General features: G+C 63.4%; 25 protein-coding genes. 6 read left to right on the top strand and 19 right to left on the bottom strand.

Features of this window, described 5'->3' with window-relative positions:
* Window positions 1-32: 32 nt before the first annotated feature.
* From rlmN to ispH, 4 genes are read right to left on the bottom strand one after another with little or no spacing between them, the layout of a single operon-like run.
* On the bottom strand, window positions 33-1,172 hold the full coding sequence (gene rlmN, locus PHAMO_RS05065) for a 23S rRNA (adenine(2503)-C(2))-methyltransferase RlmN (protein WP_002727062.1): 1,140 nt from the start codon (window positions 1,170-1,172) through the stop codon (window positions 33-35).
* A 42-nt stretch (window positions 1,173-1,214) separates the two neighbouring features.
* Entirely contained in the window at window positions 1,215-1,682 is a 468-nt protein-coding gene (rnhA, locus tag PHAMO_RS05060; RefSeq protein ID WP_002727060.1) for a ribonuclease HI, read from the bottom strand.
* Complete coding sequence (locus tag PHAMO_RS05055) at window positions 1,679-2,662, bottom strand: homoserine kinase (protein ID WP_002727059.1); 984 nt, start codon at window positions 2,660-2,662, stop codon at window positions 1,679-1,681. The genes rnhA and PHAMO_RS05055 overlap by 4 nt, the downstream gene beginning before the upstream one ends.
* Window positions 2,663-2,669: 7 nt before the next feature.
* Window positions 2,670-3,635, bottom strand: coding sequence for a 4-hydroxy-3-methylbut-2-enyl diphosphate reductase (gene ispH / locus PHAMO_RS05050; RefSeq protein WP_002727058.1), 966 nt, complete (start codon window positions 3,633-3,635; stop codon window positions 2,670-2,672).
* A gap of 106 nt (window positions 3,636-3,741) precedes the next feature.
* Here ispH and PHAMO_RS05045 point away from each other — a divergent pair, with 106 nt between their 5' ends.
* A complete protein-coding gene (locus PHAMO_RS05045) occupies window positions 3,742-4,293 on the top strand; it encodes a hypothetical protein (RefSeq protein ID WP_002727057.1) in 552 nt (183 codons plus the stop codon).
* Window positions 4,290-5,189, top strand: a complete 900-nt coding sequence (locus PHAMO_RS05040; protein ID WP_002727056.1) for a PLP-dependent aminotransferase family protein — start codon at window positions 4,290-4,292, stop codon at window positions 5,187-5,189. Before PHAMO_RS05045 ends, PHAMO_RS05040 begins: the two co-directional genes overlap by 4 nt.
* Here PHAMO_RS05040 and PHAMO_RS05035 read toward each other — a convergent pair.
* The 3 genes from PHAMO_RS05035 to PHAMO_RS05025 form a co-directional block, all read right to left on the bottom strand.
* Complete coding sequence (locus tag PHAMO_RS05035) at window positions 5,186-6,244, bottom strand: GGDEF domain-containing protein (RefSeq protein WP_002727055.1); 1,059 nt, start codon at window positions 6,242-6,244, stop codon at window positions 5,186-5,188. The genes PHAMO_RS05040 and PHAMO_RS05035 overlap by 4 nt on opposite strands.
* Before the next feature lie 36 nt (window positions 6,245-6,280).
* On the bottom strand, window positions 6,281-6,772 hold the full coding sequence (locus PHAMO_RS05030) for a pentapeptide repeat-containing protein (protein ID WP_040566257.1): 492 nt from the start codon (window positions 6,770-6,772) through the stop codon (window positions 6,281-6,283).
* 142 nt (window positions 6,773-6,914) lie between these two features.
* Entirely contained in the window at window positions 6,915-8,147 is a 1,233-nt protein-coding gene (locus PHAMO_RS05025; protein ID WP_002727051.1) for an anion transporter, read from the bottom strand.
* A gap of 145 nt (window positions 8,148-8,292) precedes the next feature.
* On the opposite strand from PHAMO_RS05025, the gene rfaE1 reads away from it, so the two are divergent.
* Genes rfaE1 through queG form a run of 3 tightly spaced genes read left to right on the top strand, consistent with a single transcriptional unit; the run spans window position 8,293 to window position 11,265 of the window.
* Window positions 8,293-9,759: a D-glycero-beta-D-manno-heptose-7-phosphate kinase gene (gene rfaE1, locus PHAMO_RS05020; RefSeq protein WP_002727049.1), complete on the top strand. Its 1,467-nt coding sequence runs from the start codon at window positions 8,293-8,295 to the stop codon at window positions 9,757-9,759.
* Window positions 9,756-10,217 carry a preQ(1) synthase gene (gene queF / locus PHAMO_RS05015; protein WP_002727047.1) on the top strand — a complete coding sequence of 154 codons (462 nt, stop codon included), beginning with the start codon at window positions 9,756-9,758 and terminating at the stop codon, window positions 10,215-10,217. Before rfaE1 ends, queF begins: the two co-directional genes overlap by 4 nt.
* Before the next feature lie 7 nt (window positions 10,218-10,224).
* Window positions 10,225-11,265 carry a tRNA epoxyqueuosine(34) reductase QueG gene (gene queG, locus PHAMO_RS05010; protein WP_002727044.1) on the top strand — a complete coding sequence of 347 codons (1,041 nt, stop codon included), beginning with the start codon at window positions 10,225-10,227 and terminating at the stop codon, window positions 11,263-11,265.
* On the opposite strand, the gene PHAMO_RS05005 is transcribed toward queG, so the two are convergent.
* The 11 genes from PHAMO_RS05005 to cysE form a co-directional block, all read right to left on the bottom strand.
* Window positions 11,230-11,586, bottom strand: a complete 357-nt coding sequence (locus PHAMO_RS05005) for a helix-turn-helix domain-containing protein (RefSeq protein ID WP_002727042.1) — start codon at window positions 11,584-11,586, stop codon at window positions 11,230-11,232. The genes queG and PHAMO_RS05005 overlap by 36 nt on opposite strands.
* 232 nt (window positions 11,587-11,818) lie before the next feature.
* Window positions 11,819-12,934, bottom strand: a complete 1,116-nt coding sequence (mnmA, locus tag PHAMO_RS05000; RefSeq protein WP_002727040.1) for a tRNA 2-thiouridine(34) synthase MnmA — start codon at window positions 12,932-12,934, stop codon at window positions 11,819-11,821.
* Between the two features lie 86 nt (window positions 12,935-13,020).
* Window positions 13,021-13,359, bottom strand: a complete 339-nt coding sequence (locus PHAMO_RS04995; RefSeq protein ID WP_002727038.1) for a ferredoxin family 2Fe-2S iron-sulfur cluster binding protein — start codon at window positions 13,357-13,359, stop codon at window positions 13,021-13,023.
* Window positions 13,360-13,385: 26 nt separating this feature from the next.
* On the bottom strand, window positions 13,386-15,275 hold the full coding sequence (hscA, locus tag PHAMO_RS04990) for a Fe-S protein assembly chaperone HscA (protein WP_002727036.1): 1,890 nt from the start codon (window positions 15,273-15,275) through the stop codon (window positions 13,386-13,388).
* A complete protein-coding gene (gene hscB / locus PHAMO_RS04985; protein ID WP_002727034.1) occupies window positions 15,276-15,896 on the bottom strand; it encodes a Fe-S protein assembly co-chaperone HscB in 621 nt (206 codons plus the stop codon).
* A gap of 16 nt (window positions 15,897-15,912) precedes the next feature.
* Window positions 15,913-16,248 carry a HesB/IscA family protein gene (locus PHAMO_RS04980; protein ID WP_002727032.1) on the bottom strand — a complete coding sequence of 112 codons (336 nt, stop codon included), beginning with the start codon at window positions 16,246-16,248 and terminating at the stop codon, window positions 15,913-15,915.
* A 62-nt stretch (window positions 16,249-16,310) separates the two neighbouring features.
* Window positions 16,311-16,715, bottom strand: coding sequence for a Fe-S cluster assembly scaffold IscU (gene iscU, locus PHAMO_RS04975; RefSeq protein WP_002727030.1), 405 nt, complete (start codon window positions 16,713-16,715; stop codon window positions 16,311-16,313).
* 80 nt (window positions 16,716-16,795) lie between these two features.
* Window positions 16,796-18,064, bottom strand: coding sequence for an IscS subfamily cysteine desulfurase (locus PHAMO_RS04970; RefSeq protein ID WP_002727028.1), 1,269 nt, complete (start codon window positions 18,062-18,064; stop codon window positions 16,796-16,798).
* A gap of 28 nt (window positions 18,065-18,092) precedes the next feature.
* Window positions 18,093-19,316, bottom strand: a complete 1,224-nt coding sequence (locus PHAMO_RS04965) for a cysteine desulfurase family protein (RefSeq protein ID WP_002727026.1) — start codon at window positions 19,314-19,316, stop codon at window positions 18,093-18,095.
* Window positions 19,276-19,749, bottom strand: coding sequence for an Rrf2 family transcriptional regulator (locus PHAMO_RS04960; protein ID WP_002727024.1), 474 nt, complete (start codon window positions 19,747-19,749; stop codon window positions 19,276-19,278). Before PHAMO_RS04960 ends, PHAMO_RS04965 begins: the two co-directional genes overlap by 41 nt.
* The gene (cysE, locus tag PHAMO_RS04955; RefSeq protein ID WP_002727022.1) at window positions 19,746-20,540 is read right to left on the bottom strand and encodes a serine O-acetyltransferase; all 795 of its coding nucleotides are present in this window, start codon (window positions 20,538-20,540) and stop codon (window positions 19,746-19,748) included. The genes PHAMO_RS04960 and cysE overlap by 4 nt, the downstream gene beginning before the upstream one ends.
* Window positions 20,541-20,752: 212 nt before the next feature.
* On the opposite strand from cysE, the gene PHAMO_RS04945 reads away from it, so the two are divergent.
* Window positions 20,753-21,442 carry an alpha/beta hydrolase gene (locus PHAMO_RS04945; protein ID WP_002727020.1) on the top strand — a complete coding sequence of 230 codons (690 nt, stop codon included), beginning with the start codon at window positions 20,753-20,755 and terminating at the stop codon, window positions 21,440-21,442.
* Window positions 21,443-21,508: 66 nt separating this feature from the next.
* On the opposite strand, the gene PHAMO_RS04940 is transcribed toward PHAMO_RS04945, so the two are convergent.
* Complete coding sequence (locus PHAMO_RS04940) at window positions 21,509-21,832, bottom strand: hypothetical protein (protein ID WP_002727018.1); 324 nt, start codon at window positions 21,830-21,832, stop codon at window positions 21,509-21,511.
* Window positions 21,833-21,842 lie beyond the last annotated feature (10 nt).

Below are 21,842 nucleotides of genomic sequence, written 5' to 3'. Positions count from 1 at the left end.
AACTCCGCCAGGCTGACCTGATTTGTTCGGCTTTATCCTTGGGCGTGATCGTCATCGACGATCCCGGCTGCGGCTCGTGCCTTGGCCAGGCTGGCCTTTTCCCGCAAGCTGTCCGATCGCAACTGCCCACAGGCGGCCAGGATGTCGCGCCCACGCGGCATTCGGATCGGAGCGGAATAGCCCGCATCCTGCAAGATATCCGAGAACGCTTTGACCGAACGTGGTTCGGGGGTGTCGAACTCCGAGCCGGGCCAGGGATTGAATGGGATCAGGTTGAACTTGGCGGGCAGCCCCTTGATCAACTTCAACAGGGCGCGGGCGTCGGCCGCCGAATCGTTGACCCCCTTTAGCATGATGTATTCAAAGGTGATCCGCCGCGCGTTCGACGCGCCGGGATAATCGCGGCAGGCTTGGATCAGCTCTTTCAGCGGGTACTTCTTATTGATCGGCATGATCCGGTCGCGCAACTCGTCGGTGACGGCGTGGAGGCTGACCGCCAGATTAACTCCCAGCCGTTCGCCGCACAGCTTCATCATTGGCACCACGCCCGAGGTGGACAGGGTGATGCGGCGGCGCGAGATGCCGATGCCTTCGCCATCCATCACGATTTCCATCGCGGTGGCCACATTGTCGAAATTATAGAGCGGCTCGCCCATTCCCATCACCACCACGTTCGACAGGCGGCGTCCGCTGTCGTCGGGGGTCGGCCACTCGCCCAGCGAGTCGCGGGCCACCATCACCTGACCGACGATCTCGGCGGCAGACAGGTTGCGTACCAGCGTTTGGGTGCCGGTATGGCAGAAGCGGCAGGTGAGGGTGCAGCCAACCTGAGTCGAGACGCAGGCGGCGCCTCGATCCTCGTCACCATCGGGGATATAGACGGTTTCGGCCTCGTTGCCGTCATTGAACCGCAGCAGCCATTTGCGGGTCGTGTCGGATGAAATCAGTTCGCGCTCGACCGTTGGGCGGCGGACGACGAAATGTTCGGCCAGACGAGCCTGCATTGTTTTGGAAATTGAGCTCATCGCGGCGAAGTCGGTTTCTCCGCGATGATACATCCAATGCCAAAGCTGTTTGGCGCGGAATGGCTTCTCGCCGATAGCGTCCATCGCGGCGATCAAGTCCACGCGCGACAGGCCGATCAGATTGGGTTTGGTGTCGGTCGGATTCATAGGCGGAACATAGGGGCCGGGCTCGTTCGGCGCAACAGGGCGTCAGCCCGAAACCGTCATCCCGGCCTCCCGCGCCATTACGACGCCCTCGCGGGCCAGAGCATCGGCACGTTCATTCTCGGGATGACCGGCATGGCCGCGTACCCAATGCCAGGCGATGTCGTGCCGCGCCGCCGCCGTGTCCAGCGCTTTCCACAGATCATCGTTCTTGACCGGCTTCTTGTCGGCGGTTTTCCAGCCGCGTGCTTTCCAGCCACGCAGCCACTCGGTCATTCCTTTTTTGACATACTCGCTGTCGGTATAAAGATCGACGGCACAGGGGCGGGTCAGGGTGTTGAAGGCCACCAGAACCGCCATCATTTCCATGCGGTTGTTGGTGGTTTGCGGCTCGCCACCCTTCAGTTCCTTCTCAGTTCCGCGAAAACGCAAAATCGCGCCCCAGCCGCCAGGGCCGGGATTGCCGCTGCATGCGCCATCGGTGAAAATCTGGACCCGTTCGGTATCGCTCATTCTATTCCGTATCCGCCGGGACCGGCGATGTTCTGGTGAAAGCGCAGCTTGTGGAGGTATTCCATCGGGTCCTTGCGCTTGACCAAGGCCCCGGCTGGGGTGTTCAGCCAATCGTAGCTGCGGGTCAGCAAGAAGCGCATCGCCGCTCCGCGTGCCAGCACCGGCAACGCCGCCAGTTCGGAGTCTGACAGAGGGCGAAGCCGACGATAGCCGCCAAGCAAATAGCGGGCCTTGGTGGCGTTGAACGCGCCATCTGCCTCGAAGCACCAGGCGTTGAGACAGATCGCGATGTCGTAGGCCAACAGGTCGGTGCAGGCGAAATAGAAGTCGATTAGTCCCGACACTCGTTCCGGGGTGCTTTCGCTTCGCCCGCCCAGAAAGAACACGTTGTCGGGAAACAGGTCGGCATGGATCAGTCCGACCGGCAGATCGACCGGCCAATGGGTGTCGAGATAGTCCAACTCCGCCTCGACCACGGGGGTGAGGTCGGGGGTGATCTCGTTGGCGCGGTCGCGGATGGAGTCGAACAGGGGCCGCCACCCTTTCACCGAGAGGCTGTTGGGGCGTCGGATCGAGAAATCCGCCCCCTTCAGATGCATCTCGGCCATCGCTTCGCCCAGAGCGGCGCAATGGTCTGGCCGGGGGCGGCCGTGCCACACCCCGGACAGGAAGCTGACGATGGCGGCGGGACGATCGCACAGCGATCGCAGAGTCTCGCCGTCGCGTCCGGCAATCGGCGTCGGACAGGCCAGTCCGCGTGCCGCCAGATGGTTCATCAGCCCGAGAAAGAACGGGAGATCGCCGGGATCGACCCTCTTTTCATAGAGGGTTAGAATGTAGGCTCCGCGCTCGGTTTGCAGCAGATAGTTGCTGTTCTCGACACCCTCGGCAATGCCCTTGCACGACACCACATCCCCGATATCGTACTGACCGACGAAGGCGTCAAGCGCATCGTCGGGGACTTCGGTATAGACCGCCATCTTAGGTTTATTCCGTCAGGGATTGCGGCAGTTTGAACGTCACCATCTCGGTGGTGACCCGGACTTCCTCAATCGTGACGTCAAAGCGTTCCAACACAGCGGAGACGACCTCCTCGACCAGGATCTCGGGAGCCGAAGCCCCTGCGGTGATGCCCAGCCGCTCGATGCCCTGAAGTTCAGTCCAATCGACCTCGGCGGCGCGTTGTACCAGGACCGAACGGCTGCATCCGGCCCGCGTGGCGACCTCGACCAGACGGCTGGAATTCGATGAATTGGGCGACCCGATCACCATCAAGGCATCGCAGCGCGGGGCGATGGTTCGCACCGCGGCCTGCCGGTTGGTCGTGGCGTAACAAATGTCTTCGCGCTTTGGCGAAACGATCTTGGGAAAGCGCGATTGCAGCACTTTGATAACTTCGGCGGCGTCATCGACCGACAGGGTTGTCTGGGTGATATAAGCCAGTTTATCGGGATCGCGCGGCGTTACGCTGGCCGCCTCCTCAGGCGTGCCGACCAGCAGGACGGTGCCATCGGGCACTTGGCCGATGGTGCCGATGACCTCGGGGTGCCCGGCATGGCCGATCATGATGATCTGGCGGCCCAGATCATGGTGCTGCTCGGCCTCGCGGTGAACCTTGGTCACCAGAGGACAGGTGGCATCGAGCGAGGTCAGAGCGCGACGCTTTGCCTCAAGCGGAACTGTCTTCGGCACGCCGTGGGCCGAGAACACCACCGCCGCGCCATCGGGAACCTCGTTCAGTTCCTCGACGAACACCGCTCCCTTGCGGGCGAGTTCCTCGACGACGAAACGGTTATGGACGATTTCATGGCGCACATAGACCGGGGCGCCGAATTTTTCCAGTGCCCGTTCGACGATGTGGATGGCGCGGTCAACCCCGGCGCAAAAGCCGCGTGGGCTTGCCAGCAGCAGGGTCAGGGGCGGTTTTTTCGCAGCAGAGGAATTTGTGGTCACTGGAGCATCCTTTCGCGGACTTGATGCCAGCTTGTGCCTGGCTGCCGCCTTCACTAAAGTCGGTTCAAAGGTTTACCAGATCATGGTCCGTCGAAGGAAGAATGGCATGCGCGATTTTGCCGCCCCCCGTGGCCGAGCCCTTGGCCCGGTGGTTTCTGTCCTGGCGATGGCGGTAGCCGTGGCCGGCTGTTCCTCGTTGGCAAAGAACGAACCTCCGCCCTGTCCGCCTGTTTATATTCTGTCGGACGCATCGCATGTCACTAAGTTCCGCCCCGGCGCCGGGCGCGATCTGACCGATGTTCAAGTCGAGGCCGAGATTGTCGGCTTCAAGGGCGAATGCGGCTATGATTCGAAGGGCGCGAATGTCGATTTGTCCGTCAGTCTCGATGTCAGGCGCGGCCCTGCCGCCTCCAGCCGCGACGCCACCCTCAGCTATTTCGTCGCAATCCCTAAATTCTATCCCGCCGATGAGGCCAAAGCGGTGATCGCGACCCCGGTCGTTTTCCCCGAAGGTGTCGAATCCGTTCGCGTCACCGATGACGGGGTGCGGATGCATATCCCGCTGAAGAATCGTGACCTGATCGATCAGTACGAAATTTATCTTGGCTTCCAGACCACGCCGGAAGAACTGGAGATGAACCGCAGGATCAAGCGGTGAGTCCAGCCCCGGCTGCCGATCCGCTGTCGGCGCTGATCGGGGGGGCGGCGGTCGCTCCGGCCCAGAATAGCGTTGCCGAGGCTTGCGTCGTCGCGGTGCGGCGGGCCTGCGCCGTGACCGGGCGTCGGCGAGTTATCCTGTCCGGCAGCCTGCATCCCGTCATCGCCGCAACCGTCGAAGCCGCGCTGGGTCCAGATGGGATCGTCGTCGAGTGTCTGGCCCCCGATCCGCTGGGGATCGAGGATCTTGCCGGGCGGACCAGCTGGGATCTGGCCGCCCTGGTGGTGCAGACTCCCGACCCGTTCGGCGGCCTGCATTCGTTCGGTCTGGCCGCCAGTCTGTGTCGCGAGGATGGAACGGTGCCGGTGGCCGTGGTGGCCGATCCCGCAATGCTTGCTCTTTATGGACCGCCTGACGCCGATTTGGTGGTGGTTGATGGCTGTATCCCCTGGCTGGAGGGACGCCTTCCGCTTGGCCTGATCTATGGACGGGCCGCTTTGTCTGGATGGGCTGACGACGGTCTGGCATCGCCCGCCCCCGGCGCGACGGCAGAAATGGTGTTGACCGCGCTGGCCCGGTTGGGGCCGGACGGACTGGCGATCCAGGCTCGCGCGGCCGACGCGGCGGCCGACCGGATCGCGGCGCGGCTGCGGCGGGTGAGGGGGCTTTCGGTGGTGTCGGGCGAGAGGTTCGCTTCGGTCGTGCTTTACCTCGGCGACGAGAGCGATGCCGAGACGGTGGCGCAATGCCTGCCCCGATTGTCCGGGATCGAGGCTGTTCCTGCCGCCCGGCTCTATCCCGGCTGGCCGGAATTGTGGCCGGTTCTGATGCTTGCGGTTACCGGGCCGATCAGTGATGACGTTCCCGACCGGCTGGCGGCGGCGCTGGCTCGCTAAATCCGGTCCAGCGGCAGGTCGCGCTGGCTCAGGACTTGGTTGCGCCCCTCGCGTTTGGCCAGATACAGCGCCTCGTCGGCGCGGTGGATCAGCGAGGTGATCGATTCACCGACAATGAACTGGGCAACGCCTACCGACAAGGTTACCTGTCCTAGGGTTTCGCCGGTACGGCGGTTAGTGACCCGGCGGCCAGCGACTCGCAGGCGGAGGTCGTCGGCGACGGTAATCGCGGAATCCAGGTTGGTTCCGGGCAGAATGACCGAGAATTCCTCGCCACCATAGCGGGCGGCGGTGTCCTTGGGCTGAACGGTCTCGACCAGGATACGCCCGATCAGCTTCAGGATCTGGTCGCCTAGCGGATGCCCATAGGTGTCGTTGAAGGTCTTGAAGTGATCGACGTCAACCATGAGCAGGCACAGCGGGCGGCCGGTATATTCAGCCTCACGCACCGCTTGGGCGAGAACGGTGTCGAATGTTTTGCGGTTGGCAAGCTGGGTCAGGGCGTCGGTTGACGCCTCACGCTGAAGGCTGTCGAGGGCATCGCGAAGCTGGCGGATCTCGCGCCCTGACGCAGCCAGTCGTCGTTCAAGCTGGTGGTTGAGATCGGTCATCGTCCGGGTTTCAAGCAGGATCGCGGAGATCGCCTCGCTGATTTGGTCCGGCGTGGGGTCTTCGGTGCTAAGACATCCCGAGAAGGTTTCAAGTGCGGCACCATAGCTGTTGGTGCCTTGGGCGGCGTGGCTCAGGTAATCGAGCATCCGCCCGACCGCTTCCTCGACTCTTTGGCCGACTTCGCGCAATTCCGCCTTATCGGGCGCGAAGGCGGCAAAGCGTTCGTACAGGCTATCATTGACGTCGGGGGAGAAGCGGCTGTCCGTCCGCAGGATCTCGTTGATCGCCTCGGTTAGTTCGGGATTACGACCGCTGACATAGGCGTACCAGATAGAAAAGTTTTCGGGATGCGGCGGCACCCGATGCCGTTCCATCATGCCGAGAGCTGCTCGTGCGCAATGCAGGGCAATATCAATCGGGTCGGTACTCCGTGTGTCAGCCAAGACGAACCATGCTCCTCAAGGTGTCTGTGGTTTCGGTTAGTTGCATTGCCCGATCGACCCTTCGGCGCAACGGCGCACTCCGTCGGTCCATAGCGCTCCCGACAGGTCGGCACCCAACATTTCCGCGCCCTGGGTTTTGGCCCCGGTCAGGTCGGCCCCGCGCAGGGACGCGTGGAAAAATCGGGCTCGCCGGAGATCGGCCCGCGCCAGCGATGCACCGGCCAGATCGGCCTTGGTAAAGTCAGCATCGCTGAACTGGCCGTCATCCAGCTTTGTTCCCCGCATCCGGGTCGAAACAAAGCGGGCGCGATAGCCATCAACCCGACGGAGATCGGCGCCGGACAGATCCGACCTCTGGAAGCTTGTCTCGCGCAGCCGTGATCCCGACAACGTGCTGTCGATAAAGCCGCGACCGTCCATGTAACAGCGTTGCCAATCGACCCCCGCGGCCGCAGGAGCGTTGCAGTCGGCGGCCTGGGCCGGAGCGATAACGAACAGGAAGGAAAGAACGAGGATAACGATCCGCATGGTGTTCCGGGGTTCGAGGCTGCCCTGACGAAGGGAGGCAAACTTCAGTATGCCTGTCCGATTCTCCGGCCGCCACAACGCTTCGATTGAATTGTCGTGCGGAAGCGATTCCATCTCTGGTTTGTTGGCTGAGTGCGCCTTTCTACCAGCTCATCCACCCGCCTAGCCACAGCCAAGCCACGGCGATCGCCATTGTCACCAGGGTCAGCGGGATGCCGGCGCGAGCAAAATCGCCAAACGACAGCCGTGCTCCCACCGATGCGGCGCGTTCGGCGACGATGATATTGGCCATGCTGCCGACCAGCAGGAAATTACCCGCCAGAGTGGAGAGTAGCGCCAGTCCGGTCAGCGCTCCCGGATCGGGGGTATGCCAGACTGCCAAGATCAACATCACCGCCGGAACGTTGCCGATCGAGTTCGACGCCAGCAGCGATAGCGGCACCATCGTCCCCAACGTCTCGGGGAACAGGCCGCGCTCGGACAGATTCTCGACCCATTGCCGCGCCAGATCGGTGTCGGCGAATGCGCCGGTGACGACGAACAGGCAGGCGAACAGCAGCAGAAGGTGCCAATCGACCGATCCGATCATCTCGCGCGAGGACATCCGCCGACTGGCCAGCAGCAGTCCAGCGATCACCATCGCGCCGACTTCGCGCGGCAGGGGGGCGGCGAACAGCAAAGCCAGCACGAACAGGGCGCAGACGCCCTTGATCGCCTGCCAGCGATGCAGTTGCAGCCCCGCCGGAAGTTGCGACGGCGGCGTCGGAGTGCGGTCGAGTTCTGCCCGCCAGATCCAGGCTATGGCGAGGTGAACGACCACCAGCGAGGCCAATGCGGGCACGGCGCAGGCGGTGAGGAAGTCCCAGAAATCCAGTCCGCCCACCTGTCCGATCAGGATGTTTTGCGGATTGCCGATCAGGGTAGCGGCGCTGCCGGCATTGGCGGCACCGACCAGTCCCAGAAGATAGGGGCGGGGATCAAGTCCCCGACGACGGATTCCTTCGGCAACAATCGGAGTCATCGCAAAGCATACGACGTCATTGGCCAGCACCGCCGACAGGCCGCCCGCCGCGATGATCACCAACGCCAACAGCCTTCGAGGTGAGCCGGAGCCGCTGGCCACCCGCGTCGCCACCGAATCATAGACCCCGGCCAGTTGGAACTGGGCCGACACGATCATCAGGGCGAACAGCAGCAGCAAGGTGGGCACGTCGATCGAGCTGCCCATGGCGCGCACGCCGACCTTGCCCGACAGCAGCAGGGCCACCACTGCGACCAAGGCAATGCCGGTTCGATCAATTTTCAGTCCGGGCACGCTGCCGAAAGCCATGCCGAGATAGGTGAGGACGAAGACGACGATGACGAAGGTATCCATGGCTCTGTTTATCGCCCGTCCGCCTGTCCGCAATCAAGAGAAGTCAAAGCCCCAATGAGGAATTGGCGATGCCTCGGGGCTTTTGTCTTGCACCGGAAGGATGGTTGGGATAGGGCGGTGTGATCCATCCGTCCGAAGGGGTAGCATGACCGAACTTTCCGCTTTGGCTGACCGCGTTGAGCGGTTGCGCGCCACATCCGTTCTATGCGTCGGGGATGTGATGCTGGACCGTTTCATCTATGGCTCGGTCGATCGAATCAGCCCCGAGGCACCGATTCAGGTGCTGGCGATCGAGCGTGAGAGCGCGATGCTGGGTGGTGCCGGTAATGTCGTCCGCAATCTGGTCGCTCTCGGCGCGCACCCCGCCTTTATTTCCGTTGTCGGCGACGATGTGCCGGGTCGCGAGATCGTCCGGCTGGTCGGCGAGCACGCCACGATCGTTCCCTCTCTCCTGGTCGAGCCGGGGCGTCAGACCACGCTAAAAACCCGTTTCTTCGCGTCCAATCAGCAGCTTTTGCGGGCGGATCGCGAAACCCGCGCGGCGCTGGGCGACCAGATCCGCGATCAGGTGCTGGCCTGTGCCGGGGATTTGTTGGCCAAGGCCGGGGTGATGGTGCTGTCCGATTACGGCAAGGGCGTGCTGGCTCCCGAAATGGTCGCCGGTCTGATCGCTCTGGCCGCAGGCAAGATTGTGGTGGTCGATCCCAAGGGAACCGATTACTCGATTTATGCCGGGGCCACCATCGTCACCCCCAATCGTAAGGAATTGCACGAAGCGACCGCGATGCCGGTCGATAGTGACGACGACGTGGTGGCTGCCGCCCGTCATCTGATTGCCACTTGCGGCATCGGTTCGGTGCTGGTGACCCGTAGCCAGGATGGAATGACCCTGGTCCAGGGCGACGGGGCGGTTCATCACCTTGCCGCCGAAGCGCGCGAGGTGTTCGACGTGTCCGGGGCGGGTGACACCGTGGTGGCCACTCTGGCCGCCGCGTTGGCTTCGGGGGCCACTCTGCTCGAAGGCGCGATGCTCGCCAATGTTGCCGCCGGGATTGTCGTTGCCAAGGTCGGCACTGCCGTTGCCTATGCCGAGGAACTGGTTGCGACCCTGCATCACGGCGACCTGACGGCGGGCGGGTCGAAGATCGTCGCGCCGACAGCGGCCGCCGAAATCGCCGATCTGTGGCGGCGCAAGGGGTTGAAGGTCGGCTTCACCAACGGCTGTTTCGATCTGCTCCACCCCGGTCATGTCTCGATCCTGGCTCAGGCACGGGCGGCCTGCGACCGATTGGTGGTGGGATTGAACAGCGATGCCTCGGTCCAGCGTCTGAAGGGGCCGACTCGTCCCGTGCAGTCCGAGGCGGCGCGGGCCACCGTGTTATCATCGCTGGCCTCGGTCGATTTGGTGGTTATCTTTGGCGAGGACACGCCGCTGACGCTGATCGAGACGCTGCGTCCCGACGTTCTGGTCAAGGGAGCCGATTACACCGTCGCGACCGTGGTCGGGGCCGATCTGGTGCAGGGATGGGGCGGTAAGGTTGTCCTGGCCGATCTCGTCGATGGACAAAGCACGACCAATACAATTCGTCGGATGAATGGAGCACGGTCATGAGTGGAGCGCCTCCCGGACTCACCCAGCTTGGTCAGGCGACGGCACTGCCGTCCGATCCCGCCGAAGCGGTGCTGGAGGTCGTGCCTAATCCCCACCCCGGCAGCCTGTATCTGGTGCGCTTCACCGCACCGGAATTCACCTCGCTGTGTCCAATCACCGGCCAGCCCGACTTTGCCCATCTGGTGATCGATTACGCGCCCGACGTGGCGCTGGTCGAAAGCAAGTCGCTGAAGCTGTTTCTCGGCAGTTTCCGCAATCACGGCGCGTTCCATGAAGATTGCACCCTGGGGATTGCCAAGCGGTTGGTTGCGGCCACCGCTCCGACTTGGTTACGGATCGCCGGTTATTGGTATCCGCGCGGCGGCATTCCGATCGACGTGTTTTGGCAGACCGGCCCGGCTCCGGTGGGGTTGTGGCTACCCGATCCCGGCGTGCCGACCTATCGCGGCAGAGGCTAGCCTTGCAATGATCAAGGCCGAGATCCGCGCTCGGGCGCTGAGTCTCGGCTTTTGCGATGTCGGCTTTGCTCCGACGGACGGTCTGGCGTACTGGTCCGAGGATCTGTCCGGCTTTCTGGCCGAGCGACGCCATGGCGAGATGATTTGGTTGGCCGATACGGCCGCCCTCCGCGCCAGTTCACGGGCGTTGTGGCCGGAGGCGCGGACGGCGATCGTCCTGGCAACCAGCCATGCCCCCCCCGACGATCCGCAGGCGGCGACTCGTCTTCCCGATCGCGGGACAATCTGCGCTTATGCCCGCAGCCGCGATTACCATGACGTGATCAAAAAGCGGCTGAAAGCGTTGGGACGCTGGTTGGTCGAGCGCCATGGTGCCGAGGTGCGTTCCTGCGTCGATACCGCTCCGGTGATGGAAAAGCCGTTGGCGCAGCAAGCCGGGCTGGGCTGGCAGGGGCGGCACACCCTGCTGGTGTCACGGCGGAACGGCGGCTGGATGTTTCTGTCCGAATTGCTGACCGATCTGGACCTGCCGCCCGATCAGCCCGAGACCAACCATTGCGGCACCTGTCGGGCTTGCGTTCAGGCTTGCCCGACCGGGGCGCTGGATGGCGACGGACGGATCGATCCGCGCCGATGCCTCTCTTATCATACGATCGAGGCGAAAAGCCCGATGCCAGAGGCATTGCGTCCGCTGCTGGGCAACCGGATTTACGGCTGTGATGCCTGCCAGGCAGCCTGTCCGTGGACCCGGTTCTCCGCGCCGTCCGATCCTGATTTCCTGCCCCGGATCGAGACGATGTTGCCCCGGTTGGGCGATCTCGCCGCGTTGGACGAAGCCGAATTCCGTACTCTGTTCGCCGGAACTCCGGTCAAACGGGTCGGACGAGATCGCTTTGTCGCCACAGTACTGATTGCGATCGCCAATGGCGGGCGAACCGAATTGCTGCCGCTGGTCGAGCGATTGGCGCTCGATCCGGCGGCGGAAGTTCGGGAGATGGCGGTGTGGGCTGGCTCAGTTCTCGGCAGCGAGCGCGCGGGCGAGCTGTGACAACGCTTCCTGATGACGTTCGTTGGAGATAGTCGCGAAGTTGCGAGCCAGTTCCAGACACATTCTCTGGCGGGCGTTCAGGTCGGATGCCCGATTGGTGTCAATTCCTTCGAAGAAATAATTGACCGGGACGGAAAGAGCCTGGGCGATTTCATACAGGCGACCGGAAGAGATGCGGTTGATGCCGCGCTCGTATTTGTGGGCCTGTTGATAGGTCACACCGATAAGGTCGGCCATCTGCTGCTGAGAAAGCCCGAGCATGATGCGGCGCTCGCGAATTCTTGCTCCGACGTGACGATCGATATCATTGGCACGGTTCATAATATACTCGGGCCTCGTCTTCATCCACACTTCACATAGTTGATCAATGTGCTGGCTGGATTGGATGGATAGTTGGGGTGGGATACCCAGGGCGGGTTGAAACCACCTGCCGCTGAGATAGGCCGAATCCCTGAGGGGGGCAACCCGAAACTGCCCAACCTGTGGAAATCCGTAATAATACGGAGACTTTGAATCTAAAATGTCATGTATATTAATAAAAATGATAATCGCGCTATAGGTTCTCTGTCGCAGCGTCGATCCAGCCGCCGCCCAACATTCTAGAACCTTGATAAATAACGCATGCTTGTCCGGGGGCGACCCCCTGTTCCGGCTGAAGCAGCGTTACTTCGGCGCGATCTCCGTCCAGGCGACGCAAACGCGCGGCGGCGGGAGGCCGGGTTGAGCGCACCCTGACCCCAACCTCTAGTTCTATCTCGGCTCCGCCCAGCCAGTTGAAGCCGGACAGCATCACCCGGCTTTGATTCAGCGCGGCACGGGGACCGACGACGATTCGGGCGCTCTCGGCCTCGACCGCCAGGACATAGAGGGGCGGCCCACCGCCCAGTCCCAGTCCTCGGCGCTGGCCGACGGTATAATGGATGATGCCGGGATGGCGGCCCAGCACGATGCCGTCGCGATCAACGATCTCTCCGGGGCGAACCGCCTCGGGATGAAGCGCGGCGACAATCCGGGTGTGATCGCCGTCGGGGACGAAGCAGATATCCTGACTGTCGGGCTTGGCGGCAACGGTCAGTCCGTGGCGCGCGGCGATGGCGCGGGTCTCGGCCTTGCTCTCCATGTCGCCCAGCGGAAAGCGCAGGAACTCCAGTTGCGCACGGGTGGTGGCAAACAGGAAATAGCTCTGGTCGCGGGCAGGGTCGCGACCGCGCAAGACTTCCGGCCCATCCGGTCCCTGGCGGCGGCGGACATAATGGCCGGTGACCAGGGCGTCGCCGCCAAGGTCGCGGGCCAGGGCCAGCAGATCGCGGAACTTGACGGTGCGGTTGCACTCGATACACGGCACCGGGGTTCGCCCCGCCGCGTAGGACGCGGCGAAGGGAACGATCACGTCCCGTCTAAACTCGGCTTCCAGATCGTGCACATAATGGGGGATGCCCAGGCGGTCGGCGACAGCGCGGGCATCGTGAAGGTCGCGCCCTCCGCAACAGCCGATCGCGGCGGGGCCGGGGTCATGCAGCCGCAACGTCACGCCAACGACGTCATAGCCCTGTTCCAGCAGCAGTGCCGCCGTGGCCGAGGAATCCACGCCACCCGACATCGCCACCACCACTCGGGTGGCGTGGGGTGGTTTCGCGATGTCGAGGCTGTTGAGGTCGGGGGAAGGCATCAATACCAAAATCTCTGTGGGCGCGCTCCCCGCCACTCTTGGTCGGGAGGCGCGGGGCAAGACGCCCCGCAGACAGCCCGAAAGGATTACTTCTTGCCGACCATCATGTTGCGGGTCGCGGCGGGAAGCGTGACGGTCAACCCGTCCATCTCTTTGGTCACGATGATCTGGCACCCCAGACGCGAGGTGGCGGTCAGGCCGAAGGCAAGGTCGAGCATGTCCTCTTCATCCTCGCTGGCGGGCGGGATTTTGTCGTACCATTCCTTGGCAACGACGACATGGCAGGTCGAACAGGCCAGAGAGCCTTCGCAGGCTCCTTCCAGATCGACATGATTGCGGTGGGCGGCTTCCATCACCGACAGACCTTCGGCGGCGTCGACCTCGGTGCGGGAGCCATCGGGATTGATGAACGTCAGTTTGGGCATGGGGCGCGTGCCTTTATTCGAAAAAGTTAGCTGCCGATAGCGTCGTCGAGCGAATCGATCGCCACCCCGGCCAGAGCCTGACGGATACCGCGATCCATCCGCCGTTCGGCGAAGATCTTGGTGGCGGTCTCCAGCGCTTCCATCGCGGCGGTGACTGCATCGCGGTCGGACAGGGCGATGGTGCGCTCGACTTCGGCGATAGCCGCATCGATACCCTTTCGCTCGTCCGCCGACAAGAGGTCGGAATCAACCCCCAATGCTGCCTGGACCGCCAGCACCGAGCGTTTGGCTTCGACCACGGTCTCGGCGAGAAGCCGGTTGTCCATGTCCTCGCGGGCGTGCTCAAGCGAATCGCGCAGCATCGTCGCCATTTCATCCTCGGTCAGCCCGTAGGATGGTTTGACCGCGACCTGCTGTTCGATGCCGGTGGTTCCCTCGCTGGCGGAAACGGTCAACAACCCATCGGCATCGACGGTGAAGGTGACACGGATGCGCGCCGCGCCAGCGGCCATCGGCGGAATACCGCGCAGGACGAAGCGGGCAAGCGAGCGGTTCTGATCGACCATCTCGCGCTCGCCCTGGACGACGTGGATCGTCATCGCCGTCTGGCCATCCTGATAGGTCGTGAAGTCCTGCGCCATTGCCACCGGGATCGGGGTGTTGCGCGGGATCACTTTTTCGACGATGCCGCCCATCGTCTCGATGCCCAGAGATAAAGGCGTGACGTCAAGCAACAGAGTATCGGACCCGGCGGTCAGCGCCTCGGCCTGCAACGCCGCGCCGACGGCGACGACTTCATCGGGATTGATGTCGGCCAGCGGATCGCGGCCGAACAGTGCCTTGACCGACTGACGGACCAGCGGCATTCGGGTCGATCCGCCGACCAGCACGACACCCTGGATATCGGCGACCTCGATTCCGGCATCCTCGATCACCTGGCGGCAAATCGCCACGGTGCGGTCGAGCCATGGCGCGGCCAGCGCGTCCAGCGTCTCGCGGCTGAGGGTGTGGCGGGTGGCGATGCCGCCGACCTCGATCATCCAGTCGCCTTCGCGCTGGGTTGACAGGCATTCCTTGGCGACACGGGCGGCGGCCAGGGCTTGCATTACCTCGCCCTCGGTCAGGGTGACCTCGCCCCGCGACAGGGCGCGCTCGGCCAGGAAGTGCTCGGCCACGGCGTGATCGATGTCGTCCCCGCCCAGCGCGGCGTCGCCGCCGGTGGCGCGAACCTGGAACACGCCTTTTTCCATCCGCAGAATCGACAGGTCGAAGGTGCCGCCGCCCAGATCGTAGACGGCATACAGTCCCTCGGCCCCGTGATCGAGCCCATAGGCCAACGCCGCGGCGGTCGGTTCGTTGACCAGACGCAACACCTCAAGCCCGGCCAGTCGGGCGGCGTCCTTGGTGGCGGTGCGGGCCGCGTCGTCGAAATAGGCGGGAACGGTGATCACGGCGCGATCGACGGTCTTACCCTGAGCCTCTTCCGCGCGGGTGCGCAAGGCGCGCAGGATATCGGCCGAGACCTCGATCGGGGTCAAGGTCCGCCCGGCGACCCGCAGCCGGACCATGCCTCCCTCGGCGGCGCTGTCGAGCCGGAAGGGCAGGGTGCCCGCCAGCGACTTTAAATCATCGATTCCACGTCCCATCAGCCGTTTGATCGAACTCACCACCTGTTCCGGCTTTTCCAGGATCATCCGGCGCGCCTCGCGCCCAACTGTCACCGTGCCGTCTTCGTCGTACTGAACCACCGACGGGATCAGCGCCTGACCGTCACCATCGCGGAGAACTTCGACGGCGCCGCTTTGCGCCAGCGCCACCACGGAATTGGTGGTGCCGAGATCAATGCCGACGGCAAGGCCGCGATCCTGCTCGTGCGGAGCGGGGCTCTCGCCGGGTTCGTGCAACTGCAACAGCATTCAGGGCGTCCTTGTGATGCGGGTTTTCTTGGCCCGTGCCTCTTCGGCCAGACGGGACAGATATTTCAGCCGGATGGCCAGATGGCCGGCCTGTTCGAGATCGTTGGCATTGAAGGCGGCGGAAATACCGCACTGACACGCGATCATCGCCGATTCGGCCTCCATCGCCAATTGCGAAACCCGTTCACGGGTTTCGGCCTCGGCCAGAGCCTCGCGCATTTCCATCTGCTCCATCAGCAGGGCGCGGTCGTTGATGGTGCCGCAGGCGGTCAGATCGACCGGGCTTCCCAGCAGACCGAGCAGATAGGCGGCGCGTCTCAGCGGGTCTTTCAGCGTGTCATGGGCGTCGTTGAGCGCGGTGGCCTGCGCCTGCGACAGCGCCTTCTCGCGCGACGATTTCGAGGCGAAGCGGTCGGGATGAACCCGGCGTTGTAACCCGAAATACTGACGGTCCAGCGCCTCCTGATCGATGTCGAACGAGCGGGGCAGCCCCAGCCGGGTGTAGTGATCGACCACGCCCGGCCCCTGCACCGCGCCGCAAACCGAACAAAACAGGGCACGGGACGCGACCGGCCCCTTGCAGGACCAGCAGGACGAGATCGCGGTGGCGGGATGGTTCATCGTCGGCTCTTGCCCCTCAGACGTGGAAGGATTCCCCACAGCCACAGCGGCCCTTCTCGTTCGGGTTGCGGAAGACGAAGCCGGACTGCATCTTGTCCTCTACGAAATCCATCTCGGTGCCAAGGATAAACATCGTTGCCTTGGGATCGATCAGGACGGTGACGCCGTTATGTTCGACGATCTCGTCGTAAGGGGTCCGTTCGTCGGCGAATTCCAGGGTGTAGGACATACCGGAACAGCCCTTCGAACGCACCCCGATGCGGATGCCAGCCGATGGCTTGCCGCGTTTGTCGAGCAGGGCTTGGACCCGAGTCGCGGCGGCGTCGGTGATGGTCAGTGGAGCAGCGGGCATGTTGGTATCCTCGAACGATGGAAAAGCGGTGGTCCTTGGCCTGGGGGTGAAAGCGGAGCGGCCTATTCGGCCGCCGCGCTGTCGTCCTTGCCTGCCTTGCGCTTGTAATCGGCGATGGCGGCCTTGATCGCATCCTCGGCCAGCACGGAACAATGAATCTTGACCGGGGGCAAGGCCAGTTCCTGGGCGATGTCGGTATTCTTGATCTGACCGGCCTCGTCCAGGGTCTTGCCCTTGACCCACTCGGTCACCAGCGAGCTTGAGGCGATCGCCGAGCCGCAGCCGAACGTCTTGAACTTGGCGTCCTCGATGATGCCGTCGGCGCTGACCTTGATCTGAAGCTTCATCACGTCGCCGCAGGCCGGGGCTCCGACCAGGCCGGTGCCGACGTTTCCGTCTTCCTTATCGAGCGATCCGACATTGCGCGGATGTTCGTAATGGTCGATGACTTTATCGCTGTACGCCATGAGGAGTCCTCCTTGTGCCGCCGGAGGATTACTCCGGAACGATTCCAAACTATATCACGTCCGCAAGGGATGCGAGACGATTAATGCTCGGCCCACTGGACCGAACTGACATCGATGCCTTCCTGGTGCATTTCCCACAACGGGCTGAGCGAGCGCAGGTGCTCGACCGCCGTCACGATGTGGTCGATGGCGTAGGAAATATCTTCGTCGGTCGAGAACCGGCCGAACCCGAAGCGCAGCGAGGTGTGAGCCATCTCGGCGTTCAGCCCCAGCGCCCGCAGGACATAAGACGGCTCCAGCGAAGCCGAGGTGCAGGCCGAACCGGACGAGACCGCGAGACCTTTGACTCCCATCATCAACCCCTCGCCCTCGACGAAGGCGAACGAGATGTTGAGGTTGCCGGGGACGCGGTGATCCATGTCGCCGTTGACGTAAATCTCGGGCAGGCGCTGTTGCAATCCGCCCAGCAGGCGGGTGCGCAGACCCAGCAGCCGTTTTGATTCCGTCGCCATTTCGGCCTGTGAAAGGGCGCAGGCCAGTCCCAGGCCGACGCATAGCGGCGTCGCCAGGGTGCCCGAGCGCATGCCGCGCTCCTGGCCACCGCCATGGATCATCGGCACCAGACGCACACGCGGGCGGCGGCGGATGTACAGCGCGCCGATTCCCTTCGGCCCATAAATCTTGTGTCCAGAGATGCTCATCAGGTCGATGTTCATCGCATTGACGTCAAGCGGGATTTTACCCACCGCCTGAGCGCAATCGGAATGGAAATACGCGCCCTTGGCCCGGCATAGCGCGCCGATTTCGGCCAGGGGTTGGATCACTCCGATCTCGTTGTTGACTCCCATCACCGACACGATCGCGGTTTTGTCGGTGATCGCCGCTTCAAGTTCGGCCAGATCGATCAGTCCGTTGTGAGCGACCGGCAGATAGGTGACCGAAAAGCCTTCCTGTTCCAGATGGCGGCAGGTGTCGAGCACGCATTTGTGCTCGGTCGAGACGGTGACGATGTGGTTGCGGCGATCCTTGAGGAACATGGCAACGCCTCGGATCGCCAGATTGTTCGATTCAGTCGCGCCCGAGGTGAAGATGATCTCCTTCGCGTCGGCACCGATGATCGCGGCGACCTGGGCGCGGGCCAGTTCGACCGCTTCCTCGGCTTCCCAGCCATATTGATGGTTGCGCGAATGCGGGTTGCCGAATTTTTCGGTGAACCACGGCAACATCGCTTCGACCACGCGGGGATCGCACGGCGTGGTGGATTGATAATCGAGATAAACCGGCACATCCGCCCGCCGAGCCGTGTGGGGGGCGCTGGTCGGGTTGGTCTTGAGGCCGAGGGCTGTCATCGGTTTCATCCTTCTTTCAAATCGTGCGTCAGGCGGCTTCGGCCTGCGATACCGTGAACCCCTTGCGCCGGGCCAGATCGGTCCAGGCGGCAAGAAAGCGGTCGATGTCCCCCTCGCGGCTGGCCCAGCCCAGGCTGATTCTGATCGCTGATCCGGCAATATCCGGTCCCAGACCCATCGCCGTCAGCACCCGGCTAGTTTCTTGACGTCCCGAGGCGCAGGCCGGTCCGGCGCTGACCGCGACGCCAGCCAGATCCAGCGCCATGACCTGAGTGCGGCCGGGCAGGCCGGGCAGGGCGAGGCATGCGGTGTTTCCCAGCCGGGGCGCTTCGGCGCCGATCGTCATCGCCTGGGGCAGGCGGGTCAGCGCCGCGCGTTCCAATCGGTCGCGCATCGTGCAGATCTGAGATGTGGTGGCGGGATTGTTCAAATCATCCCCTACCAAGGTGGCGCAGGTTCCAAACCCGACAATACCGGGCAGATTTTCGGTTCCAGCCCGGCGGCGGCTTTCCTGTCCTCCACCAAGCAAGAAAGGTGCCACGGGAAATGACGGATCTGCGAGCACCAGTGCCCCGATTCCCGGCGGGCCGCCCATTTTATGGGCAGAGAGGGTGAGGAAATCGGCATTCAGCGCGGCCAGCGAGATCTCGATCCGACCGGCGGCCTGGGCGGCGTCGCAATGCAGCAAGGCACCATGGGCGTGGGCCAGTCGTGCGGCTTCGGCCACTGGCTGGATTACCCCGGTTTCGTTGTTGGCCAGCATCACCGATACCAGCGCCGGGCGGTCGTCCTCGGAGAGCAGGCGCTCCAGCGCGGCCAGATCGATTATTCCGTCGCGGCCGACTGGAATGGTTGCGGCCCCGGCTCGGTCGGCCGGTTCGGCGATAGCGGGGTGTTCGATGGAGGAGACGATCAGCCGTTCGGCCCCGCTCCCGGCCAGAATCTGGGCGTTCGCTTCGGTCCCGCCCGAGGTGAAGACGAGTCCGTGCGGGTCGGCTCCGACCAGGGCGGCGACCTGGGCGCGCGCGGTCTCCAGCCGTCTGCGTGCCGCCCGGCCCGGCCCGTGGATCGAGGACGGGTTGCCCGCCTCGGTCCAGCACGCCGCCATCGCCTCCGCGACCAAGGGCCGCAGCGGCGCGCCGGAATTATAGTCAAGATAAGCGGAGCCGTTCATCGGCGCGCGCATCCTTCCGATCTCGTCGTCCGAGGCGTTATTGAGCCGCCGCGACGGTGCCGGGGCGGTCGCCGCCATGGAACATTCCCGAACTGCCGAGGATGCGGCGCTCGCAAATGTCATGAAGCGAAACTGAGCTCAGATAGAGATAAATCTGGTTGCCCAATTCCTCCCACAGATCGTGAGTCAGGCAGCGGCCCTTGTTGTTATGACAGCCGGCGGGCGTGCCGGGCGAACAACGGGTGGTCTGGATCGGCTCGTCAACGGCCAGGATAATATCCGAGATGCGGGTCTGTTGCGCGATCCGGGCCAGCAGATAGCCGCCGCCGGGGCCGCGCACGCTTTTGACCAGTCCGCCCTTGCGTAGCTTGCCGAACAATTGTTCGAGATAAGACAGCGAGATTTCCTGGCGTTCGGCGATATCCGCCAACGCCACCGGATTTCCGCGTGAATGGCTGGCGAGATCAACCATCGCCATGACGGCATAGCGTCCCTTGGTGCTGAGTTTCATGATCCAGTCTCCCGCTCCAGTGCCGGTTGGTCCGGGCTTTTGCCGACCGGCCGCGTGTGATCCGGCCCGGTTTGAGGCTCGGTCTGCTCGCCGCCGACCAGATGGGGCAGCCGAGCGCAGCCGAGCGTCGGATGTCCATGCAGTTCGGTTTCCAGTTCCTTCACCCGCTCGATCAGACCGGCGACCTGACCGCGCAGGCTGTCGATGGCGCGGATCACCGGGTCGGGCAGCGACTCACCCGGCAATCCATAGGCGCAGAACTCGCTTTCCTTGGTCCGTCGCATCACCATCCGCGCTGGGATGCCGACCATCGTCACGCCAGGCGGTACGTCGGTCAGAACCACCGCATTGGCTCCGATCCTGGCTCCCGTGCCGACCGTGATCGGCCCCAGAACCTGCGCGCCCGACCCGACGATCACGCCGTTTTCCAGTGTCGGATGGCGCTTGCCGCTGTGCAGCGATGTGCCGCCCAGGGTCACGCCATGATAGAGAGTCACGTCGGCTCCGATCACCGCGGTCTCTCCGATCACCACCCCGGTGCCGTGGTCGATGAACAGTCGAGGACCGACGACAGCGCCGGGGTGAATCTCGATCCCGGTAAACAACCTCCCCAGGTGGGAGATGAACCGAGCCAGCACCCGTGCGCCCCTGCTCCAACACCAATGAGAGATGCGGTGGAAAGCCACCGCGTGAAGGCCGGGATAGCACAGCAGAACCTCCAGCCGGGAATGCGCGGCGGGATCTCTTGTGCGGATCGATTCGATGTCTTCTCGAAGCCTCTTGAAAATCATAGCTCTCAATATGTTAATCTACGCCCCGACGGCCGGTCAGGCCGTCGGGGGGACAGACCATCCGGCGCGCCAGCTCATCGCAGCGGACTATATTATGTCCGACAAGGCAGGTCAAGTTTGGCCGGCCAGTTGGCGGTTTTTGTCTATTTTTCCCCGATTCGGATGCTCGGATATCGGGCATCGGCGGGGCTGGGAGATGATTGCGGTGAACCATGCCTGAAGTAATTTTCAACGGACCGGACGGACGTCTGGAGGGGCGCTATCATCACGGGAAGTCGCCGAGCGCCCCTCTGGCGCTGTTGCTTCATCCCCATCCGCAGCACGGCGGAACGATGAACAACAAGGTGGTCTACGCCCTGTATCACGCTTTTGTGCGGCGGGGATTTTCAACTCTGCGGTTTAATTTCCGCGGAGTCGGGCGCAGCCAGGGCAAATTCGACAACGGCCAGGGCGAATTGTCCGATGCGGCGTCGGCATTGGATTGGATGCAGTCCTTCAACCCTAACGCGTCGGCCTGTTGGGTTGGCGGCTTTTCGTTCGGGGCGTGGATCGCGATGCAGTTGCTGATGCGTCGTCCTGAACTCGACGGCTTCGTGTCGGTGGCACCGCCCGCCAACGTGTTCGATTTCACGTTCCTGGCGCCCTGTCCGTCGTCGGGGCTGATCATCCACGGTACTGCTGACGATCTGGTTCCCGAAGCCAGCGTTGCCAAGCTGGCGACCAAACTGGCGACCCAGCGCAATATCCGGGTTGGCTATCGCACGATCGAGGGGGCCAACCACTTCTTCGGCTCCCAGCTCGATCAACTGGGCGGGATGGTTGAATCTTATCTGGCCGACGTCGTGCCCGAGCGTAAAGCCGTTCCGGCTCCTGTGCCGGAACTTGCCGTCGCGATGAGCTGAGGCTCGGACCGAACGCCCCCTCTCCCGCAGAGTGCAGCGTGGGAGAGGGGGCGTTCGATCGCTGTATTAAAGTGCCCCACAATTCGCCTGAGCGAGCACAGTCCATTCCGAGGTCTTGCGGCCCCGTCCGACCGAGGTGACGTCAACCACGCGGGCAGAGAACACCCGTGCCTGATGCGGTCGCACCACGACGCATAACAGCGCGGCGTACTGGTTCCAGGACGCTCTATCGTTCTTCACCACGGCCCACAGGTTGCCGCGATCATCGATCTGGGCTTCCAGCATTCCGGGCAGGGCGCGGACGGCGGCCAGGGCGGTTTCCCGGTCGGCGCTGGCCGGCGTGGCGGCCAGGGCGATCAGGCAAACGGCGGAAAGAACAAGACGTTTCATCGCGGGGCAC

It is taken from the genome of Magnetospirillum molischianum DSM 120, from assembly GCF_000294655.1.
GTDB classification, from domain to species: domain Bacteria; phylum Pseudomonadota; class Alphaproteobacteria; order Rhodospirillales; family Magnetospirillaceae; genus Phaeospirillum; species Phaeospirillum molischianum.
Note: the sequence above shows the minus strand (reverse complement) of the source record. Positions and strands in the feature narration are given on the sequence as shown.

What these genes read in the sequence shown, in the direction of transcription:
- PHAMO_RS04980 (WP_002727032.1), bottom strand. Translation starts at nt 16,248, where the DNA reads ATGCCCGCTGCTCCACTGACCATCACCGACGCCGCCGCGACTCGGGTC.
- queG (WP_002727044.1), top strand. Translation starts at nt 10,225, where the DNA reads ATGATCAAGGCCGAGATCCGCGCTCGGGCGCTGAGTCTCGGCTTTTGC.
- PHAMO_RS05005 (WP_002727042.1), bottom strand. Translation starts at nt 11,586, where the DNA reads ATGAACCGTGCCAATGATATCGATCGTCACGTCGGAGCAAGAATTCGC.
- iscU (WP_002727030.1), bottom strand. Translation starts at nt 16,715, where the DNA reads ATGGCGTACAGCGATAAAGTCATCGACCATTACGAACATCCGCGCAAT.
- PHAMO_RS04960 (WP_002727024.1), bottom strand. Translation starts at nt 19,749, where the DNA reads ATGAAACTCAGCACCAAGGGACGCTATGCCGTCATGGCGATGGTTGAT.
- PHAMO_RS04995 (WP_002727038.1), bottom strand. Translation starts at nt 13,359, where the DNA reads ATGCCCAAACTGACGTTCATCAATCCCGATGGCTCCCGCACCGAGGTC.
- PHAMO_RS05055 (WP_002727059.1), bottom strand. Translation starts at nt 2,662, where the DNA reads ATGGCGGTCTATACCGAAGTCCCCGACGATGCGCTTGACGCCTTCGTC.
- hscB (WP_002727034.1), bottom strand. Translation starts at nt 15,896, where the DNA reads ATGAACCATCCCGCCACCGCGATCTCGTCCTGCTGGTCCTGCAAGGGG.
- PHAMO_RS05045 (WP_002727057.1), top strand. Translation starts at nt 3,742, where the DNA reads ATGCGCGATTTTGCCGCCCCCCGTGGCCGAGCCCTTGGCCCGGTGGTT.
- hscA (WP_002727036.1), bottom strand. Translation starts at nt 15,275, where the DNA reads ATGCTGTTGCAGTTGCACGAACCCGGCGAGAGCCCCGCTCCGCACGAG.
- PHAMO_RS04940 (WP_002727018.1), bottom strand. Translation starts at nt 21,832, where the DNA reads ATGAAACGTCTTGTTCTTTCCGCCGTTTGCCTGATCGCCCTGGCCGCC.
- rlmN (WP_002727062.1), bottom strand. Translation starts at nt 1,172, where the DNA reads ATGAATCCGACCGACACCAAACCCAATCTGATCGGCCTGTCGCGCGTG.
- PHAMO_RS05030 (WP_040566257.1), bottom strand. Translation starts at nt 6,772, where the DNA reads ATGCGGATCGTTATCCTCGTTCTTTCCTTCCTGTTCGTTATCGCTCCG.
- PHAMO_RS04970 (WP_002727028.1), bottom strand. Translation starts at nt 18,064, where the DNA reads ATGACAGCCCTCGGCCTCAAGACCAACCCGACCAGCGCCCCCCACACG.
- PHAMO_RS05025 (WP_002727051.1), bottom strand. Translation starts at nt 8,147, where the DNA reads ATGGATACCTTCGTCATCGTCGTCTTCGTCCTCACCTATCTCGGCATG.
- rfaE1 (WP_002727049.1), top strand. Translation starts at nt 8,293, where the DNA reads ATGACCGAACTTTCCGCTTTGGCTGACCGCGTTGAGCGGTTGCGCGCC.
- PHAMO_RS04945 (WP_002727020.1), top strand. Translation starts at nt 20,753, where the DNA reads ATGCCTGAAGTAATTTTCAACGGACCGGACGGACGTCTGGAGGGGCGC.
- queF (WP_002727047.1), top strand. Translation starts at nt 9,756, where the DNA reads ATGAGTGGAGCGCCTCCCGGACTCACCCAGCTTGGTCAGGCGACGGCA.
- cysE (WP_002727022.1), bottom strand. Translation starts at nt 20,540, where the DNA reads ATGATTTTCAAGAGGCTTCGAGAAGACATCGAATCGATCCGCACAAGA.
- PHAMO_RS04965 (WP_002727026.1), bottom strand. Translation starts at nt 19,316, where the DNA reads ATGGCGGCGACCGCCCCGGCACCGTCGCGGCGGCTCAATAACGCCTCG.
- mnmA (WP_002727040.1), bottom strand. Translation starts at nt 12,934, where the DNA reads ATGCCTTCCCCCGACCTCAACAGCCTCGACATCGCGAAACCACCCCAC.
- rnhA (WP_002727060.1), bottom strand. Translation starts at nt 1,682, where the DNA reads ATGAGCGATACCGAACGGGTCCAGATTTTCACCGATGGCGCATGCAGC.